At 41.9% G+C, this 18,732-nt stretch carries 18 protein-coding genes; 3 read left to right on the plus strand and 15 right to left on the minus strand.

The window, feature by feature from the left end; all coding sequences use genetic code 11:
* Positions 1-10: 10 nt before the first annotated feature.
* The 3 genes from MKY28_RS09610 to MKY28_RS09620 all read right to left on the minus strand — a co-directional run bounded on the left by MKY28_RS09610 (position 11) and on the right by MKY28_RS09620 (position 3,179).
* Positions 11-829 (minus strand): carbohydrate ABC transporter permease, encoded by an 819-nt coding sequence (locus tag MKY28_RS09610; RefSeq protein WP_445670920.1) that lies wholly within the window; start codon positions 827-829, stop codon positions 11-13.
* Positions 830-860: 31 nt separating this feature from the next.
* The gene (locus MKY28_RS09615) at positions 861-1,757 is read right to left on the minus strand and encodes a carbohydrate ABC transporter permease (protein WP_340935830.1); all 897 of its coding nucleotides are present in this window, start codon (positions 1,755-1,757) and stop codon (positions 861-863) included.
* Positions 1,758-1,841: 84 nt separating this feature from the next.
* Positions 1,842-3,179, minus strand: coding sequence for an ABC transporter substrate-binding protein (locus MKY28_RS09620; RefSeq protein ID WP_017688248.1), 1,338 nt, complete (start codon positions 3,177-3,179; stop codon positions 1,842-1,844).
* A gap of 261 nt (positions 3,180-3,440) precedes the next feature.
* Between MKY28_RS09620 and MKY28_RS09625 the strand changes: the two genes are divergently transcribed.
* Positions 3,441-4,505 carry a GntR family transcriptional regulator gene (locus MKY28_RS09625; RefSeq protein ID WP_017688249.1) on the plus strand — a complete coding sequence of 355 codons (1,065 nt, stop codon included), beginning with the start codon at positions 3,441-3,443 and terminating at the stop codon, positions 4,503-4,505.
* A 186-nt stretch (positions 4,506-4,691) separates the two neighbouring features.
* Here the strand turns inward: MKY28_RS09625 and MKY28_RS09630 are convergent, their stop codons facing one another.
* The 4 genes from MKY28_RS09630 to MKY28_RS09645 all read right to left on the minus strand — a co-directional run bounded on the left by MKY28_RS09630 (position 4,692) and on the right by MKY28_RS09645 (position 8,962).
* Entirely contained in the window at positions 4,692-5,528 is an 837-nt protein-coding gene (locus MKY28_RS09630; RefSeq protein ID WP_047843251.1) for a class I SAM-dependent methyltransferase, read from the minus strand.
* A 589-nt stretch (positions 5,529-6,117) separates the two neighbouring features.
* Positions 6,118-6,255 carry a paeninodin family lasso peptide gene (locus MKY28_RS09635; protein ID WP_340935831.1) on the minus strand — a complete coding sequence of 46 codons (138 nt, stop codon included), beginning with the start codon at positions 6,253-6,255 and terminating at the stop codon, positions 6,118-6,120.
* Between the two features lie 597 nt (positions 6,256-6,852).
* Entirely contained in the window at positions 6,853-7,848 is a 996-nt protein-coding gene (locus MKY28_RS09640) for a glycoside hydrolase family 43 protein (protein ID WP_340935832.1), read from the minus strand.
* 424 nt (positions 7,849-8,272) lie between these two features.
* Positions 8,273-8,962, minus strand: coding sequence for an SDR family NAD(P)-dependent oxidoreductase (locus tag MKY28_RS09645; protein ID WP_340935833.1), 690 nt, complete (start codon positions 8,960-8,962; stop codon positions 8,273-8,275).
* Positions 8,963-9,119: 157 nt separating this feature from the next.
* Here MKY28_RS09645 and MKY28_RS09650 point away from each other — a divergent pair, with 157 nt between their 5' ends.
* Positions 9,120-9,704 (plus strand): TetR/AcrR family transcriptional regulator, encoded by a 585-nt coding sequence (locus MKY28_RS09650; protein WP_051447337.1) that lies wholly within the window; start codon positions 9,120-9,122, stop codon positions 9,702-9,704.
* 648 nt (positions 9,705-10,352) lie between these two features.
* Here the strand turns inward: MKY28_RS09650 and MKY28_RS09655 are convergent.
* Both MKY28_RS09655 and MKY28_RS09660 read right to left on the minus strand, forming a co-directional pair.
* Positions 10,353-11,312, minus strand: a complete 960-nt coding sequence (locus MKY28_RS09655; RefSeq protein WP_076250511.1) for an L-threonine 3-dehydrogenase — start codon at positions 11,310-11,312, stop codon at positions 10,353-10,355.
* Positions 11,313-11,349: 37 nt separating this feature from the next.
* Positions 11,350-12,540 carry a glycine C-acetyltransferase gene (locus MKY28_RS09660; protein WP_036673649.1) on the minus strand — a complete coding sequence of 397 codons (1,191 nt, stop codon included), beginning with the start codon at positions 12,538-12,540 and terminating at the stop codon, positions 11,350-11,352.
* A 300-nt stretch (positions 12,541-12,840) separates the two neighbouring features.
* On the opposite strand from MKY28_RS09660, the gene MKY28_RS09665 reads away from it, so the two are divergent.
* Positions 12,841-13,041, plus strand: coding sequence for a hypothetical protein (locus tag MKY28_RS09665; RefSeq protein ID WP_036673648.1), 201 nt, complete (start codon positions 12,841-12,843; stop codon positions 13,039-13,041).
* Between the two features lie 661 nt (positions 13,042-13,702).
* On the opposite strand, the gene MKY28_RS09670 is transcribed toward MKY28_RS09665, so the two are convergent.
* The 6 genes from MKY28_RS09670 to MKY28_RS09695 form a co-directional block, all read right to left on the minus strand.
* Positions 13,703-14,473, minus strand: coding sequence for an AAA family ATPase (locus tag MKY28_RS09670; protein WP_445670889.1), 771 nt, complete (start codon positions 14,471-14,473; stop codon positions 13,703-13,705).
* Between the two features lie 175 nt (positions 14,474-14,648).
* Positions 14,649-15,089: a hypothetical protein gene (locus tag MKY28_RS09675; RefSeq protein WP_340935834.1), complete on the minus strand. Its 441-nt coding sequence runs from the start codon at positions 15,087-15,089 to the stop codon at positions 14,649-14,651.
* Complete coding sequence (locus tag MKY28_RS09680) at positions 15,090-15,296, minus strand: helix-turn-helix transcriptional regulator (RefSeq protein ID WP_036613900.1); 207 nt, start codon at positions 15,294-15,296, stop codon at positions 15,090-15,092.
* A 323-nt stretch (positions 15,297-15,619) separates the two neighbouring features.
* Positions 15,620-16,057, minus strand: a complete 438-nt coding sequence (locus MKY28_RS09685) for an Imm26 family immunity protein (protein ID WP_340935835.1) — start codon at positions 16,055-16,057, stop codon at positions 15,620-15,622.
* A 32-nt stretch (positions 16,058-16,089) separates the two neighbouring features.
* Positions 16,090-16,464, minus strand: a complete 375-nt coding sequence (locus MKY28_RS09690) for a DUF2750 domain-containing protein (protein ID WP_047843240.1) — start codon at positions 16,462-16,464, stop codon at positions 16,090-16,092.
* A 199-nt stretch (positions 16,465-16,663) separates the two neighbouring features.
* On the minus strand, positions 16,664-18,712 hold the full coding sequence (locus MKY28_RS09695; RefSeq protein ID WP_340935836.1) for a glycoside hydrolase family 16 protein: 2,049 nt from the start codon (positions 18,710-18,712) through the stop codon (positions 16,664-16,666).
* Positions 18,713-18,732 lie beyond the last annotated feature (20 nt).

The following is an 18,732-nucleotide window of genomic DNA, read 5'->3' on the forward strand; positions in this document are numbered from 1 at the left end:
ATAATATAGATTACCCTTTAACAGCGCCTGCAGTCATACCGTCTATGAAATATTTCTGAAAAGCAATGAATAGTATGAAAATTGGAATGATGGAGAAGAAGGAGCCCACGATCAATAAGTCATAGTTATTGCCATAAGGAGTTAACAACGTTTTCAAACCGATTGGAAGTGTATATTTACTCTGATCTCCCAACACCATGAATGGCCACAATAGATTATTCCAGCTATTCATACCATTCAATATGGCCATTGCTGCAAACGATGGCTTCATAATCGGCATAATTAGTCTGAAATAAATCGCATACTCGTTTGCGCCATCAACCCGCCCAGATTGAATAATCTCTTTGGGTATGCTTCGTAGATATTGCCTGAAGAAAAATATTGTCGCGGCATTGGCTATACCGGGCAGAATGATTGCCGAATAGCTATTCACCATTCCCAAATCATTAATTAGGCTGTACAAAGGAACCAGCAGTATTTCGAAAGGCACCATCATAATGAGTAAAACACATATAAAGAGGAAGTTCTTACCTTTAAAATGATATGCTGCAAAACCATATGCAACAAATGCGCTTACAAAAAGTGTTAAAACCACTTGAACGATTGTTAAAATTATACTGTTCCAAAACCACACAAAATAATCATGTTCTCCAGTAAACAGAAAGATGAAATTATCAAAACTCATGATTTCAAAATCCAAACTTAGGTTAAGTCCATATCTAACTAATGATTCACCTGGTTTAAAGGAAGATAGGGCCACTGCGTAGAATGGGATCATAATTATAACGAATAGTATAATGAATAAACAAATAATTACTATTCTAGAGATGAAATCACTCCTCGTCTGACTTCTGCCCACTTTAATCCTCCTCCTTTTTGAACATTCCATTAAATTTCAACTGCGTTAAATTGATAACCATAGCAATGACTAACAGAACGATACCAACTGCAGCTGCGTAACCCAGCTTATTCTGCTCAATCCCTTGTCTATACAGATATCCAACAATGGTTAAGCCAATATTTTGGGGTGATTTGTTACCGTTGAACATCATGAGGCTCTCGGTAAACATGGCTAAACCTGCATAAACACTAATTGTTGTAACATATACCGTGGTCGGCTTCAATAATGGCATTGTGATCGTTCTAAACTTCTGCCAAGCAGATGCACCGTCAATTGAAGCAGCCTCATAATATTCATTGTCAATGCTTTTCAAACCCGATAGATAGTAAAGCATATTAACGCCTGTCCATCTCCAACATGCGAGGATTAACAGTGCTGCCATACTCCAATTTCCGTCTTTCAAAAATTTGATAGGCTCTACACCAAATAGACCTAGGAAACTGTTCATTAATGAACCTTCCATCTCACCGAATGTAAGGCGGAAAATGGTACCCGCAACTGCGACAGATGTCAATGCAGGGAGAAAGAAAGAAGATTTAAAAAACTCTCTTCCCATCATTAACTTACTGTTGATCATAACGGCGAATAACATGGGAAAAGGAATCAACAGCACTAAGGTTCCTAACATGTACACAATGCTATTTTTAATAGATGTCAAAAACACTTTATCAGTGAGTAATTTCGAATAATTTGCTTCACCAATCCATTTAGGATCCTGTCCCAGCATCCTATCTTGAAAGCTCATTACGAATGAATTTACAAGCGGAAAAAACCAGAATACCAAAAATATGAGTATAAATGGCAATACAAAAACATAAGGTGCAACTTTTTGAGAGTATACAAATTTCTTTATCATATTCTCAATCTCCCTTGACTATGGTTAAACCTGCCGACCACTGTACCTGCCGACAGGTTTAATCAAATCATTTACTTATTATATTTATTTCAATTCTTGTTCAATTGCTGCTTGTGCTTCATCCAACGCTTCCTTCACGTCTTGGCCATCTTCAAAGATAGCATTCAAAGTAACCGTATTGAATATATTGCCGATGGTTGGTGAAGCTTTAACGGACTTAATCGCTCTAATTTCGTCTTTGATTTCATTCAAAGTATCAAATGCATTTGTTTTAAAGTATTGGACGTATTCATTTTCAGGGTTTTTCGTAACTGCATCATCTTTCCATACTTCCATGTTGATTGGGTCAAATCCAAGTGTATTCCAGATTTCTGTAGTAGCTTCTTTCGAAAGCTTAGCAAAGGCTACAAATTCTTTTGCCAACTGAACGTCTTTACCATTCTTAGTAACAACTGTGCCAGTACCGCCTAAGCCAACGGAACGAGGATTACCTTCTTCGAATACAGGCAATGGAGCTATTGCATACTTACCTTTAAGGTCTTTCATTTCGTTTACAAAGCGGGACATGTACCACTCAGGCATCAATGCACTTGCGTAGTTGCCTTTGTTATATTCACCTTTTGCTTCTTCTGTGTCGGGTTGTCCGCCAGGGATCGTATGAATAACATTGTTCTTCTGCAGATCGACTAACATTTCATACGCTTTAATCATTTCAGGCGAGTTCACTTTTGGATTACCATTTTCATCTGTAAAATCGGCATTTTGCTGAGCTAGTAGCAGCGATGCTTGCCACGAAGCTGATGTATCAGCAGTACCTAAGTACTTGCCAGTCTTTTCGTAAACCTTGATACCTGCTTGTTTGTAATCTTCCCACGTTTTGATTGTCTTGTAGTCAACACCTGCTTGTTCGAGAATTTCAGTGTTGTAGAAAGCAAGCGTAGCACCTACGTGATAATCAAAGCCATAAACCTGATCAGCTTTGGAGTAAATCTCGACACGTGAAGGAACAACAACGTCTTTGTATGGTGCAAATACATCATTCAAAGATTCCAGGGGAACGTTGTCACCTTCCAAGAATTTAGGGAATTGACCAAGCTCAATATCCGCGATATCAGGAGCACCTTTTCCGCTTGTAACTGCCAATAAGAGCTTGTTGTGCATATCATCGTAAGGCATAACCGTTACATTCAACTTAATCTGTTTGTCTGGGTTCTGTTGGTTCCATAACCCCAGCATTTTATCCAAATGCTTGCCGTGCAAATCTGCGAATGTCCAAAATGATAATTCTGTTGCATTCTCACCGGCATTAGCGCCTAATTGCTGTGTTTCCGTTTTTGAACCAGAAGGATTACCACATGCAGTAAAAACAAGTGACATAATAAGGAGTGTAACGATGGAGATTAAAGCACTGCGTTTTTTCATTTGTTCGTCATCCTCTCTTTTTTGTTATGCATTTGAAAAGTCGGCTGACTGGTTAGTTCTGTTAATTTAAGCGGTTACAATCCATCTTGGCACCACCATCCTTAACATAATTCTAACCTTTCAAAGAAAAGACCCCTTCGCAACAATTTCTCAGATTCCATATTGTAAGCGCTTTACAAGCCGTATTATAATATATATGAAATAAGCTTTATATAACCAATTGATTATAAAATCATAAAGTTTATGGGGAGATGCTACTCTTTGAAAAAGCTGGCGCTCTACAAACAAATTCGAGAAAATATTATACAGAAAATTAAATCAGGGCAGCTTCGGCCAACGGACCGCATTCCTTCTGAACAAGAACTAATGGACGAATTCAGAGTAAGTAAAATAACCGTCAGGAACGCCCTAACCCTACTAGCTGACGAAGGATTAATTATACGCGTACAAGGCAAAGGCTCATTCGTCTCTTCTAGTCTTGTTGTTTCTAGCATCAATTTCTCGCCATCCCCAAGCAGCGCGTGCTCCATGCCGCTCATCGGCTTCATCATTCCGACGATGAGAACCCGTGTCATTCAGAAGCTCGTTGACTACACGGAACACTTCCTACAAGAAGCCTGCCTCAGCATGGTACTAAGCATCACGCGCGAGTCCTCCTCTATCGAATCAAACGTCATTCGTACACTAACGGAGCTCGGTGTGAAGGGGTTGATCGTTTTTCCAACAGAAGATGAGAAGTATAACGAATCATTACTGCGTCTGTCGCTCGATAAATTCCCGTGTGTGTTCATCGACCGCTATCTGCGCAACATTGAGACGTACACCATTACATCCGACAATTACGGCGGTGCGTATAAAGCTGTATCCCATTTGTTATCCAAGAGTCATCAGCAGATTGCGCTCATCTCACCTGAAAATGCCAATACAGCCGTCGAGGATCGTACGCTCGGCTTTGAGCAGGCGTACACAGATCAAGGCATCTCGATTGACAAGAGCTTGTGGTGTCACATCCCTCTCGACATTCTACGCAGCGAGCAAGCATTGGACTATGTAAGCAACTTCTTGCAGAACCACAGTGGAATTTCGGCAGCCTTTTCCTTGACTGAAGAAACAGCACGCCTTACATCCGCCGCGATCAGTCTTCTGAACGTTCACTCAAATATCGACTTGCTATCTTTTGATAATCCACATCTTTCAGGCGTAGCTTATGTGCAGCAGGATGAACAGGAAATGGCACGAACAGCTGTAAAGCTGTTACGTGAACAAATGGATGATATCTATTCTCCCAAGAACGCCGTTATTCCCGTGCAACTCATCTTCCCTTGACACGACAAACGTTGCAGCCTACACAATGATCTTGTCTTCAGCTTGGACAAGACTTGGTTCCTAAAAACAAAAAAAGGCACCTCTGTGGAGAGATACCTTTACCTATATTATCCGCAAGACATGTTTCTGGCTGAGCAATGGATAAACATTGAATAATGCTGCAGATTTCAAACACTATAAATAAATTTAGTTGTCATTGTATACAGCCTCCCTTTTTCGCAGTACCACTACGATATCTGTCTGAGGTACAAATAAATTATAATTCGTTACATGCACTTGTCTCGTTTCGGTTACTGATTCTATCTTTAATTCAGGAGGAAGACAGCGCTCTATGTGAGTAATTAATGTTTCTTTGGTAAATCTCCAAATTACACCATCAATCGAAGAGTTCGCCATATAACCACCGTCCGTTACAGAACCTGAAAGAGACTTGAGAACAACCGGGTCCGCAATAATGATAGATCCACCGTCACGTAACAGTCTGCAGCTCTCTATGAAGGCTTTTTTGTGATAGCGAATGTGATGAAAGCTTCTTGCAAACAAAATCATATCGCAGCTATGATCAGGTAAAGAAGTCGGTTTATCAATGAAAGCATGGATATAAGAATTAAACCTTCCCCACTTCTTTCCAAGTTTTAGAGCATTTATATTCGGATCCATGTTAAGAAAACGAACATCCTTCTGCTTGCGAAGATACTTGTTCAATAAACCTGTACCACAGCCCACCTGAAGAACATCGCCCTTTAAAGGGGGTAAAACTTTGTAAACATTACGAGGAATAGGAAAATTTTGAACGTACATGGCCAATTCGTAGAAAATCGGATAACGCTCTTGCAATCGAACCAATTTACTGGTGTAGAAAGGATTCCGCTTTTTGTGACGTTTAAAGTCCCATTTGTTCAAATAGTAGACAGGGGTTAACAGCAAGAACAGAATAATAAAGACACTTTGGACGCTATAAATTCCAAGTTTACTAAAACGATCATTGGAATTATGAGACATCATTTGTTTAGAAGTATTCAAAATGATCACTCCCCTCTCACAACGCTATAAATGGTGTAGAACCTCTTTAACATGATAAACGAATCCAATATATGGTTGAATGCGCCGAAAAATACAGACATACTATCCGTAAGCAATGCTTCCTTCCAAATGACTTAAGAAGCGAAGGGAATCTGATCATGCACAATTCAATCGTATTTAGAGAAGAGTATTTTTTGACTCCTTCACCCCCGTCCATTTGAAGCTGACAAAAGAAGAGCCGTTTACGATGATACATCACATGTGTTTCAACCACTGGATTTGAAAGAACAGGTTCCGTTATATATTATGAACTGTCTGTATAAGCCGTTTTTGGAGAAATCATTTTTTCGTGGAGGCCTCAATTGGACAATGTTTGTCGAGCGGCGTAACGAATTTCGCAACGTATTTTAACAAATGTTACATCAACAGGAGGCTGATGCTACGCCTTATTTAGCTGCTGCTCAATATCAATCATAGTCGTCTTGGTTTGGAATGGTACAATGTTCTTGTCCCTCATCTGAGCATCGAAAAAGCCGCCCACAGGCGACCTTTTGAGCAAGAATACGATTTTCAATTTGAAGTATGATCATCAGGACGCTGGATCATATAGGTCTGCATCATGTTCTTCGATCCAATCAATTTGCCTGAATCCATAGCCAGCCATCGTTTGCTGCACATCCAGCACCTCTAATTCCGGTGCCTGCCAAGGCGTTTTTTTCGTTTCCATCGGTCGTCCCCTCTTTCTGCAAAAACTGGGACCAAGATGCGAGCACCCTTACATTACTTGTGCGATACAAACTTTTAAGATACGATATGTATCTTTGTGAAAATTATAAGACACAATACGTATCTAAGTAAACAACTATTTCATCCCTTTCTATGGGTTAAGTATTTCCCTGTAGCGCTACTGACCCAAGTTAAAGCCCACTCTCTTCTAGATAGCTTTTTTATTTTGATACTCATCTAATCGTTAATCGGACTATTTTCTTGTCCCTCGACAGGAAAAGAAGTTCCCTACTAAAACTCGTCGACACGCGCTTCACGCACTCAACTGGATAAAGCCATTAGGATATATGTGTGTCAACAAAATTCTAATTAGACTAAAAACCTTCTCTCCGAAGGAAGGAAGGCTTTATGTTTAATTAGAATAAACTTATTAATTCAATCAGTATACTGCTGAAGTATTCTTTGTTCAGCAAAGATTTTCTCCAAGTTTGAGTGAAACAACTGATCCTCCTCCTATCAAAAAAGCAGCCCCGTCAGGAGCTGCCTCATGTATTATGCCTTATATTGTAATCTTATCTGTTTCCGCTAACCAGCTAACTTACTCCGCACCCGGATAAGGATTGATCTTCTGGATCGTTCCATCTTCGTTGTAGTTCAGCTCCGAATATTTAACGCAGCGCTTGTGGTTGACACCTTCCGACAGGGAGCTGTCGTGATAGAACAGATACCACTTGTCTTCAACTTGCACAATGGAGTGATGGGTTGTCCAGCCGATAACCGGAGAGAGAATCTCGCCCTTGAACGTGAATGGTCCCATCGGGTTCTTGCCGATCGCATATACGAGCTTATGCGTGGTTCCTGTAGAGTAGGACAGGTAGTAATAGCCGTTATCTTTATGCACCCATGGGCCTTCAAAATATCTCCGTTCCTCATCCCCAGCCAGAATCGGATTCCCGTCTTCATCGACAATCGATATCTCGGCAGGCTTGCCTTGGAAGGACAGCATGTCGTCGCTAAGCAGTGCAACTTGCGGTCCAAGCGCCGGCTGGTCAGGAGCAGGTCCTTCTGCATCTGGCACGAAGCTGCCAGTCTGCCATTTCTCCAACTGGCCACCCCAGAGTCCGCCGAAATAGATGTATGACTGATTGTCGTCATCCACCAGTACGGCCGGATCGATACTGAAGCTGCCTTCCATATAATTCGGTTGCGGCATGAATGGGCCTGCCGGAGACTCTGATGTTGCCACACCCAGACGGAAGATGTCGTCATGATCCCGTGCCGGGAAAAACAGGTAATAGGTATTGTTCTTATAAGCGGCATCCGGTGCCCAGAGCTGCTTGGAGGCCCACGGAATATCTCTCAGATGCAACGCTTCGCCGTGATCAACCACCGGGGAATCGAAGTTGTTCATCGAGAGGACATGATAGTCTTCCATTTTATACTGGTCGCCGTTATCGTTGCTCGGCTCGTCATGATCGAGGTCATGGGAAGGATAGATGTAGATTTTGCCCTCGTAGACATGGGCGGACGGGTCAGCAGTGAAGATGTGGGTTACGAGCGGTTGGTGGGGCTTAGGTAGTTGTTGTTGATTCATAAGGCATCTCCTTTGGTATTGGAATAATAGAATCCTTCATATACGGGATTACGGAAATTCATTGATTGCACCCTCAGAATTAAAAGCAAGCGTTTACAATCTCTAATGTTATTGTATAAGCCCTGCTTATTCTTTCCTAGTACACATAATAAAGAACTTCCCCCGAAAAAATGTACAATTCCCGCCCATCTCATAATTCTTATATTCTACAATGAAGTGATCTTTTTTGCGTTGTCTTGTCATCGGTACAAGTTCTTGTCTTTGGCTCGGGACAAGAACTTGTACCGAAAAACAAAAAAGCCGCTAAATTAGCGGCTTCTTCATCTCTTTCAAGCGTTTCTTAGCACAAAATATATGCCTAGTTCTCAAGCTCATCTACTTGGTTACAACTGTATGTTATGACCTGCTGAAATCATCACCAATGTTAAAACAGAATGGTTTCGGGGGTAACCCCCTCAGGATACTCTTCTTCCCATACGTTTTTCTCTACATAGGCCTGGTACCACATCTCTGCAATTACATCCGGATCATTAATTGCGCCGGTACCTGACTCCTTGATCAATAAACCTAATGAGCGGTGGCCCACAAAAATCCCTTGAGCAGACAATGAAGTATGAAGATTAGCAACATAATTGCGTAACCCTGCAAGAGCAATACCGATATTCCCCATCATGGACACAGGGTACATGGCGGATAATCCTGAGGTAAAGAGCAAGGCTCCCTCTTTCCTGGCGAGCATATCAGGGAGAACAGCATTGACGACATGGATGGCACTAACCACATTCGCCTCAAATGCGTCCCTGGCGTTCTCCGCCGTTAACTCCAATACAGAAGTGGGAGGATAATTGCCTGCTGTTGGACTGAATTCCAACACATCAATCTGACCATACTTTTCTTTCATGTTGGTCATAGCCTGTTCAATCTGTTCCTTGTTAAAAATATCTGCTACGAAATAAGATGCCTCGATACCATCCGCTTTCAGTTCATCCACCATATCTTGCAGTTTTGCAGCATTTCTTGCAACTAATGCCACTTGGAAGCCGCGCTTGCCAAAGCTCTTCGCAATAGATAATCCTAATCCCTTACCTGCACCAACAATCGCCAGTGTTTTCATTTATGATTCTCCTTTTATGAATGAGTTAGTGAGTTCAATTGACAGTTTTAATTGTAAAACGTACACTTAAAGGGCTCAATGGTTGATATAATTCAATGTGTTAATTAAACATCACTTTTGATAAATCCGACTATTATTTATGGAGGGGAAGCACGAATTGGGTAAAGATAAAGTGGATCTGCGCATTCTCAAAACGCGGAAAGCCATTAAAGAAGCGTTTCTGAGATTAGTACAAACCAAAGGCTATGAACGAATTACTGTGCAGGACATTGCCAAAGAAGCGATGATAAATCGCAACACATTTTATTTGCACTATGTAGATAAACCTCAATTCATGGAGAAGTTATTTCAGGAAAACGTGGAGAGTTTAAATGCTTGCTTAAGCCTGGAAGTGAGTTCAATTCATGAGATGGATAAAGATATGTTTGCGACCATGTTAAAAACGATTTTCGACGATATTGAAGCCAATATGATATTTTTTAAGACAATGATCACTCAAAATATTTATCCAAACTTCTCCGTTTACTTGAAAGAGGCTTTTAAAACGATCATTTTTTCGGGAATCGGCGATCATCGCCACGATGAGAAGATAAAAATTGGCATCGAATACATGATATCTGGATTGGTAGGAGTAATTTGTCTCTGGATAGTTGAACCGGAGAACTACAGGGTAGATAACTTTATCGAGCAACTGAGTGAAATTCACTATTCTAACATGGTTGACTTGCTGAAGGATACTTGATACTAAACTAGTATGATCTGAACAGAAAGGCTATTCTTGCCGAATCTGATCTGGCTCGACTCCCTGCTTAGATCTGTCAGAACTAGGCAGGCATAAAATAATGTTTGCAGTCAGATACGAAGATAACGGTACTGTCCTTACTCCGGCGTTCTCAACGCTTCCAAGTACCATGAGCCTGTCATGAATCCACATGACAATCATATTTGGACACGAACATTTGAATTACTACCTCTGCCAAGAAGCCACAATTCGTGTTCCTAAGCATGAGCGTGAGATACCAAGAGCAATCTACGAAACCGACATCGACGAGTTCGTAAGCACATATTCGCGTCCCGATGGTTGGCGCAGATTGATTGGTCTTTACCGGAAAAACGTTATTTCTAATAAAAAAATCGTTATTCACGCGAATTCTTAAATTCATGTGCTTTTTTCTTGCCACATGATCTTCATCATGATGCTATTTAGATAGCTACCTAATCCGAAATGACACAATGTTCTTGTCCTTAAAACAAAAAAAGCCGCTGTAATAGCGACTTTAATGGAACAATGTTCTTGTCCCTCGACAATTTCGTTCTGTTTTTGTTTTTATAAGTTCCCCTTTCTTGCTTTTTTTAGCGATGTCACTCTTCGATCGAATTCATAATAACTTTAAGCCTTGCGAAGCATTTGTCTCTCGCTTAGATGTGAAAGCATATCCTTCGTCATGGCCTTCAGGTCGTAGCGAGCATGAAATCCCCATTCTGTTTTCGCTGCCGTCGCATCAATGGAATGCGGCCAGCTATCGGCAATCGCCTGTCTCTTCGGATCAACGTCATAATCGAGGATAAAGCCGGGAAGCTCATCCCGAATCGCTGCAGCGATCGCCTCTGGATCCACGCTCATTGCGGTGACATTAAATGAATTTCGGTGCATCAACCGGGAAGAATCCGCTTCCATCAAATCGATGATTGCGTTCAGGGCATCCGGCATATACATCATGTCCATGTTTGAGTCCTTGGCGATATAAGATGTATACCGGCCAGCCGTCACGGCTGCGTAATAAATTTCCACGGCGTAATCCGTCGTTCCTCCGCCGGGAGGCGTCATATAAGATATCAAACCCGGGAATCGCAGTCCCCTAGTATCCAGGCCGTATTTGTGAAAATAATAATCACAAAGCAGTTCGCCGGACACTTTGTTCACGCCGTACATCGTATTGGGCCTCTGGATCGTATCCTGAGGGGTATTGTCTTTCGGAGTCAAAGGACCAAAAGATCCAATGGAGCTTGGAGTGAAAAATTGGCAGCCGAGCTCCCTGGATATTTCAAGTGCATTCATCAATCCACCCATATTCAAATTCCAGGCAAGCAGCGGTTTCTCCTCTGCGGTAGCCGACAGCAGCGCAGCCAAATGGATGACGGTATCAACTTCGTACCGCTTGGCGATTTCGAACATCGCCTTATCATTCGTAACGTCCAGCAGCTCGAATGGCCCGGATCGGGTAATTTCGTGGGCTGATGATCTGAGATCCGTAGCAATGACGTGATCCGCACCATAAATTTCACGTAATTTAACAACTAACTCAGAACCGATTTGGCCCAGTGCTCCGGTCACCAAAATCTTGTTCATAAGACATTCCTCCCGAAATGTACTCCCGCGAATGCAGCTAAATCAGCTTCATTTCCTTGCCAACTTTCTCATAAACGGAGATCACCTGGTCGAGCATCTCCTTGGTATGGGCAGCTGTCGGCATGTTGCGTATTCTTCCGGTTCCTTTCGGAACCGTCGGAAACAGGATTGCCTTGGCGTAAACGCCTTCTTCATAAAGCCGTTTGCTGAACTGTTGGGTGGTTACTTCATCGCCAATGATACAAGGTGTGATCGGCGTTTCGCTTTGGCCTACATCATATCCAAGCCGGCTCAAGCCATTTTTCAAATCATTGCCGTTCTCCCACAGCTTCTCGATCAGCTCTTTGTCATTCATCAAAATGTCGACAGAAGCGCTACAAGAAGCGATTGCAGCCGGAGGTAGCGATGTCGAGAACAGAAACGGACGGCTTCTCAGCTTCAACCATTCGATCAGTTGTTTTTTACCCGCCACATAACCGCCGACAACGCCAATCGCCTTGGAAAGAGTACCAATTTGAAAGTCAATGCGGTCGGACAATCCAAAATGCTTCACGGTTCCCGCACCTGCTCCGAGAACGCCCGAACCGTGGGCATCATCCACATAAGTAATCAGATCGAATTCTTCAGCTATTTTCACGATTTCAGGCAGCTTTGCTATATCACCATCCATGGAGAAAACCCCGTCGGTGATGACCATAATTTTATGGTACTGACCGGATTCCTTCGCATCTTTCGCCTGCTGTCTTAAATCATTCATATCCGAATGCTTAAAGCGAATCACCTTGGCTCTCGATAGGCGGCAGCCATCAATAATCGAAGCGTGGTTCAGCTCATCTGATAAAATCGCATCATGCTGGTCCATTACCGCGGATATAGCAGCCATATTGCAGTTAAATCCCGATTGATACACGATAACGGCTTCCGTTTTTTTGAAACGGGCCAGTTTTTCTTCAAGCTCAATATGAAGATCCATCGTACCATTAATTGTTCTCACAGCCCCTGCGCCTGCCCCGTATGTCTGCGACGCCTTAACTGAAGCATCAATCAGGCGGTGATCTGTTGCCAGTCCCAAATAGTTATTGGAAGACAAATTGATTAAGGACTTTCCGTCGATACGAATAACAGGACCATTTGCACCCTGCAGCGTATCGATGACGTTATATAGACCTTTAGTCTTTAGATCTTCGATGTTCGAACTTAAAAATTGGTCCAATGCTTGACTTGACATTCCATTCCCTCCTCGATATACGCATGTCCTCGTACAGGAGACACAGTATTATTCGAAAAAACCCTGTTATAAAAGGAAATAAACTAAATTCAATGTATCATCATTTTTGTTTTTTGTACACATGTGGCGGACAAAAAAATAAAAAAATCCGCAAAAAAACATAGCGATTGCTTCCCCATTCTCGGAAGCAATCGCTACTAAATCTTTGCTATACTTTTTGTTACATTCTATACTAATTCATCATGTATTAAACTATTATTATGCAATGAGAAACTCTATTTCAACCTGTGAGGTGATTTGATGAACAAGATTTTAGCGATCTCGATTTTGGGAATGGGTTTAACAGGTGCTGTTTTAATCATCTCAATTGCTCTGTTGTTTAACCCCCCAATAGGAAGTGTGTTGAAGATGGTTACTGTTGCTTCAACATTATCTTTTATTATATTTGCTGTTTCGGCTTTGATATTTCGTCGGCGATTAGATGATGAAAATAGTGAGTAGTATATTTATACTTCCTCGATTTAGGACGAATGCTTCGCAGTTGCAATCCTAACAATGTTTCTGCTTATCTTCAGAAAATAATGAAACATGCATCCCCCCCTACAAGCACCCATGCTAGAAAATAGAATCTTCTGTTTTAAAATATATAGAAGCAGTGGCTTTATATCCTTATTTTTCCATAACAGTCCAATATAGTTGTACCGTTCTTCCTGTTCGATCCGTTGTTTCTCTGTGTAGAGCGTTTGAATGGTTCTACAAAATCACTTCTACTAAGCCTACAGCATGTAAGATACTCAGCATCACCAAAATTACCGATCGGACTGTGAAAAATAAAAACATCACTTTGCCGGGCAACACCTACTGTTTTCCCTTTATATCCAGGTATGTGATCGCTGACCTGCACTTGGGGCGTCCTAGTCTACGGAGGAGCCCTTTTTCGTGATTTAAATACTCCTACGTAAACATATACAAAAAAGGATCGTTAGCATTTCTGCAACGATCCCTGTCGTCAGTCCGCTAGTTGAAATCAGCAGATGATCAATTTGATGCCTTATTAAGTTTGATTAAGCTAACGTTTCCCGTTAGCTTAATCTCGACAATAGATCGCTTTCTTTGTAACGATCTCTCTTAAGCTTTTAGATTCCATAGGATAGTAGTGGAATTAATCTTGAGTTTCTTCAAATAACTCTCTGAGCATCCGATCCTTGTTATTCACAAACTCTTTCATAATCATATAATGGTCGGTTTCTTCCAATACTTGGACCTCGATACCATCCGGCTTTAGATTGTAAATAATCGAATCTGGATATGCCATAAGGATTGGGGAATGGGTCGAAATTATAAATTGAGAGTTTTGCAAAACAAGTTCATGGATTCGTGTCAGCATCGCCATTTGGCGAAGGGGAGACAATGCAGCCTCAGGCTCATCCAGTATATATAATCCATTCTCTCCGAACCGATGAATGAAAGTGGAAAAGAACGACTCTCCGTGCGATTGCTCATGCAAGGACTTGCCACCGTAAGATTCTATAATAGGCCGAGCGAATGAAGGTTGACTGTCCAACTCATCGATCGTTGTGGCTAAATTATAATAACTTTCTGCCCGGAAAAAGAAGCCATCCCTCGGGCGTCGCGGACCTTTAATCAATTGTATATATTCATATAAGTTCGAGTGAGTAGCCTGGGTTGAGAAGGAAAAGTTGATCGTCCCACCCTCCGGGTTAAATCCCCATGCGATAGCAATGGACTCCATCAGTGTTGATTTGCCCATCCCATTTTCACCTACGATATAGGTTACCTTGGGGTGGAAATCAAGAGTATTTAGGTTTCGAATGACCGCCAAATCAAAGGGGTAACGATTATAGGTGGGTACTTGTTGCCTCTTAAGCTGAATTTGTCGTAAATAGGGATGCTGTATATTAATATAGTTCACTCCCTTTTAAAACTTTGATCGTTATGCTTACCTTTTTTTTGGAAAACACTGACTCATGTTTGTCTCAAGCTTTAGTTTACTCCATCAAACAAATAATACCATATACCGAAAATAACCTGTCCGTAAATCGATATCCGGTAAACATTCACCTCTCTCCACTGCTTTGATCTAAACCTTAAATTTCTCTCGCATAATACATCCACAGTGCAAAAAATACGATTAAAATAAATAATAAGCAAGTTAGTAAGGTGTAGAATATCAAGGGATTAAAGAAACCGGCGATCACGGAGGCGATGCCCAGACCAATGAGAATGATTGCTGTGCTGAGTGTGCCGGCTCTCTGGAGTATCATTACACTCCGCTCGTCATTCTCCTCAATATACTGCTTCTTCAGCTCGGCTTCATTATTACTGGCTTTTATATACCTGACGAGGAAAAAAGCGACGGCCACTTCAACCCCGATAAAAGCGCCTGTGTGAAATCCCTTTATAAAACTAGGTAAATCGGGTAGTCCACCTCGGTAAAATATAAGTCCTACATAGATCAATAGGGTAGCAGCGGCTACCAGTGACAGTACGTTTTTGCGAGTTTTTATTTTAATCTTGTACTTGTCCATTTACATTTCCTCCACTTCGCTGAAATCAAAAACATCTTCAATGGCGAGTCCAAAAAAATTGGCAATTTTGTAAGCAAGAATAAGGGAAGCCGTATATTTTCCCCTTTCAAGAGAGGTAATGGTTTGCCGGGTAACACCAACAATTCGTCCCAGCTCTTCCTGTGACAGCTTATGCTGCTTACGCAGTTCTGCAATTCTTGTCTTCAAGTGATCACATCCTTGCAATGTTTACTTTGCATTTTTAGCATAGTTCACTTTGCATTATGTGTCAAGTTAACTTTGCATTTTTACTTACCTCTGAATGCAAAACAAGCTAAGCCCCTCTTTGTAAAAGGAGGGCTTGGCTTGGTTGATTTTGATTATATAAGATGCCAGAAGAGTTTACTTAAACAGAGCAAATGGTTGAAGCGCTTGGTGTTACCCCTATAGAAACGTATGTAGGCCGTGACTTAATGTTAGTATTGGAAAGTGAAAAAGCGGTTCAAACCGCTACACCTGATTTCTGGAACCATAGATGGTATACTCGTACACTATTTATTCGGGTCTCGGTGCCACTTATCATCTCCCATTATTCTATCAACAATATGATGGGCTTCCCAAACAGCCGCAATCTCTAATCCTTCGCTTTCTTCGCTATTAGAAGGTCTAATCTCTCCCATATGATAAATCAAATATTCTCCTGATATCTTATCAATGATACAGGCAGGTGGGGGCCACGCCTCTTCTTCATCCGGAAACGGACGATTTTCAACGATCGGCCAATCACCTGATTTCAGTACATCATCATATACACCCACGATAAATTGGTATTCCTCTTCTTGAGGTATCTCTTCTATCGTGTCACTTATCACATTATAGATTGCAATGCTGGCATCTTTAAGCGTTCTCCCAAAGGCAAACTTAGCGTTAGGCAGAGGTATAGCGTAGATATCACCCAATTTTATTCGTTTACGTCTCGTATTTTTCACGGTTTTCCAAACTCCTTCGTTGAGGTTTTAAGTTAGTATTTTTCAAGTTCTGTCTTTAAATCCTCAATTAGTATATCGACTTCTAATACAGCAGAATCAGCATTATTTAAGAATATTGAAGGTTTAAAACCCTCTTTTTTTAAATTGGGTAGAAAATCGTCTATGAACTCGTACAAATCCATACGTTTACTTGAGTAAATTTCCCAACCATCAGTTGCACAGTATTCCGCGAATTCTTTCTTAGGCCAAAATGGAAGTAATTTATTACCTTTATCATCTTCAGTAACTGACCAACCATTCTCATAAAGCCCCCACACTTCTTCTGAATCCACTACTTTTTTGATGAAGTATTCATAACGAATATTTGCAGGGAGATTGATGACTGATTCAAATTCTTTCTGATTCATATTTCCTCCTAATGATGTTGTCCTTCGACAAGAGTTGCAGCCGATGAACTACAGTATCAAGTCTAAATTTAAACGACCGATTCCCAGGTAGAAATATTGGGAATCGGTCGTAAGCCTATTTTAGAGTATGAGATTTCAGGTCCGGTTTGCCCAGCATCTGTTCCATCTGATCTTCATTCGCTGTATCCGAAATCGCAAATTACTGTTCTTTATACACGCGTACATAATCCACTTGCATCGTCGCCGGGATATCGGAGGCATTCGGGGTACGGCCGCCGTCAAAGTTTCCGCCGACTGCCAAGTTCATAATGAGGTAGAACGGCTCATCGAAAGGTGCATTCGGATTATTCGGTGCAGCTGCGGAATACCACTGCTCGTTAGTGACTTTATAGTAAAACTTGCCGTCTACATACCATTTAATGTTGTCCTCTTCCCAGACTACCGAGTATACATGATAATCATTGGCAAAAGTTTGCCCCTCCGGGAAGTGATAATCGCCGCCGGAATACTGGTTCCCGGGCCATTGTCCACCAAAGTGTATGGTACCGCTTACTGATCCAGGCAGACGGCCTCTCGCTTCCATAACATCAATTTCACCTGATGCCGCCCAAGTGCCGTATACTGAATCTTTTGGAAGCATCCACAGTGCTGGCCATACACCATCACCTGTAGGAAGCTTGGCACGAAAATCGACTCTGCCGTATTTCAAGGACAGCTTATCCTTGGTGTTAATCTTTCCCGAAGAATACTGTGCATACCGATTCGGGTCTTGGGGGAAAGATTTGCTGTCGTTCATGGCTTTGATATTCAGCTTTCCATCCTGTACATATACATTTTTGGTGCTGTTTGTGTAGTGCTGCAGTTCTGCATTTCCCCATCCCCAAGTACCGGGATCGTTGTTAAGATAATATCCTGTTTCATAGTTCCATTTACTTGTATCCAGCGTAGTTCCGTTGAATTCATCCTGCCAGATGAGGTTCATGCCCGTGATTGCCGGATCGGTTGGCGTTCCGATTGAGATATCCTCTTGATCGGATACATCCGGACGCGGAGCATTTGGATTGCCGATGAAGGTATAGTTGACGAAGTTGTTGCCAATATTTCCACCCGCCTGTCCGTTCAGCGGATATCCGATACGGATCTGCATATTTTCTTGGATTGGCTGGAACCAAAGACCATAGATATAATCGGCCCAGTAACCCCACTGGTTGGCATCGGACATATTGTTATACCCATTACCGGAGTATGCAAATTTGCTCTGGCTGGAGTTACTCAAATCAACCCATTGCCCATTAATGTTAATTTGGTATACAAAATTGCCCAGTTCCTTGGCGATTGGCGCGCCTCCATCAATTTTGGGAAGCGGAACCCCAATGGAACCATTCGCATCTGCTGTAAAGGTTGTTCCTTCGTATGGCGTAATGACATATGAATTTCTTGTAGGTTCATTAAACGTAATGGTATAAACAAGATTAGTCGAATAAGTCTTTGATTCTAATTTGACATTGATCGACTCCGTTACGTTAAACCAGTACCCACCGCCGCCATCCGTGAATTGGCCAAAATTGTGATCGTAGATCCAGCCGCTGGCTGCGTTATTGTCAATATCAATCCAAGTGCTGCTGTTTATAGGCTTGACATACACCTTCAAATCATCCGCAACAGCTTCATAAGTGACCGCAGGATTATTGTTGAACGTTGGATATGTAAAGCCTGCACCGCCTGTGAAACTTGCTGTGATTTGTGGACCTTGTGTCGGGTTCATCGCTGTGATGGTTGTTTTGTTGATGTTTTGGAATACAAGTTGATACTCCAGCTTAACGCCATTCGCTTTGGAGTACAGTTGAATCTCGGTTGTTGCGGAGAGGGTGAACCAATAGCCATTGAAGCCGCCATCGCTCCAGTGCCCCCAGTTTTGGTTATAGATATAACCGCCTGCCTGGTCGATATCAACCCAGTTGTTGCCCACTTTTACATTAACGCCCACATCACTGTGAACATCATTCCATGTCGCGGAGCCTCCATTGAACTTAGGCATAACAAATCCGTAGCTGGCCTTGCCCACCCCAAATTTAGAAATAACAGGCCCGTCTGCTGGTGAGAAGTACTCCATTGAGGTTACGGTAGTTCCCGCTGCCTGAACCTTTGAAGCTGGCAGTACGCCAATACTAGCAAGCATCACAACCACAAGGAACATACCGAGTCCCTTTTTCATTAACCGTTTCGCCGTAAAGTGAGATGGTTTCATAATTGTCCTCCTTTAATAGA

Source organism: Paenibacillus sp. FSL R5-0473, from assembly GCF_038004565.1.
Taxonomy (GTDB): domain Bacteria; phylum Bacillota; class Bacilli; order Paenibacillales; family Paenibacillaceae; genus Paenibacillus; species Paenibacillus amylolyticus.